This is a genomic window from Arthrobacter sp. 10L430, assembly GCF_056395245.1.
Genome location: NZ_JBFTJD010000061.1, coordinates 1 through 1,000 on the forward strand (window position 1 = coordinate 1; position 1,000 = coordinate 1,000).

1 protein-coding gene is annotated in these 1,000 nt (G+C 62.6%); it reads right to left on the minus strand.

The window, feature by feature from the left end; genetic code table 11:
* Window positions 1-71: 71 nt before the first annotated feature.
* Window positions 72-839, minus strand: coding sequence for an amino acid ABC transporter ATP-binding protein (locus AC1DDG_RS21655; protein ID WP_476877696.1), 768 nt, complete (start codon window positions 837-839; stop codon window positions 72-74).
* Window positions 840-1,000 lie beyond the last annotated feature (161 nt).

A 1,000-nucleotide genomic window follows, 5' to 3' on the forward strand; every position in this document is an offset into this window, starting at 1 on the left:
GCGGGAGGCTTGCCAGAGGGCCATGGATCCGATGCTGCCGAGGCCGATGACGGCGAGTTTTCCGTCCATGGTCAGAGCACCTGCTTCAGGAAGGCCTGGGTGCGGGGTTCTTTGGGGTTGGAGAGGATTTCCCGGGCGTCGCCGCGTTCGACGATGTAGCCGTCGTCCATGAAGATCAGGGAGTCGGCCACTTCGCGGGCGAAGCCCATTTCGTGGGTGACCACGACCATGGTCATGCCTTTCTTGGCGAGGTCCTGCATGACGGCGAGGACTTCGCCGACTTTTTCCGGGTCCAGGGCCGAGGTGGGCTCGTCGAAGAGCATGATCTCCGGATCCATGGCCAGGGACCTGGCGATCGCGACGCGCTGCTGCTGACCGCCGGAGAGCTGGGCCGGGTAGTAGTCCCCGAACCCGGCCAGGCCGACGCTTGCGAGCAGTTCGTGCGCCCGCTTGCCGGCCTGCTTCTTGTCGGTGCCTTTGACCAGGACGGGTCCGGCCATAATGTTCTCGTGTGCTGTCATGTTCGGGAAGAGGTTGAACTGCTGGAAGACCATGCCGAGCCTGGTGCGCTGCTCGGCGAGTTTCTTCGGGGGCAGGGCGTGGTACGCGGTGTCGGTTTCGTAGTAGCCGAAGTCTTCGCCGTTGACTTTCAGGACCCCGGAGTCGACGGTCTCCAGGCCGTTGATGCAGCGCAGGACGGTGGATTTTCCGGAGCCGCTGGGTCCGATAATGCAGCAGATCTCGCCGCTGGCGATCTCCAGGTCGATGTCTTTGAGGACTGTTTTAGGTCCGAAGGACTTTCGGATCCGCTGGGCGAGGATGGTTCCGTCGGCACTCATCGGGCGATACCTTCCGGTGCTGTCAGCACAACTCTCTTCGCCTTCCGGGGAAGCCTGGAGGTTGTGCGGGAGTATTTTTGCTCGAGCTTGGACTGCGGGTAGCTCAGCAGAAGGGTCATCACGAGGTACCAGAGGCTGGCGACGATCAGCAGCGGGATGGT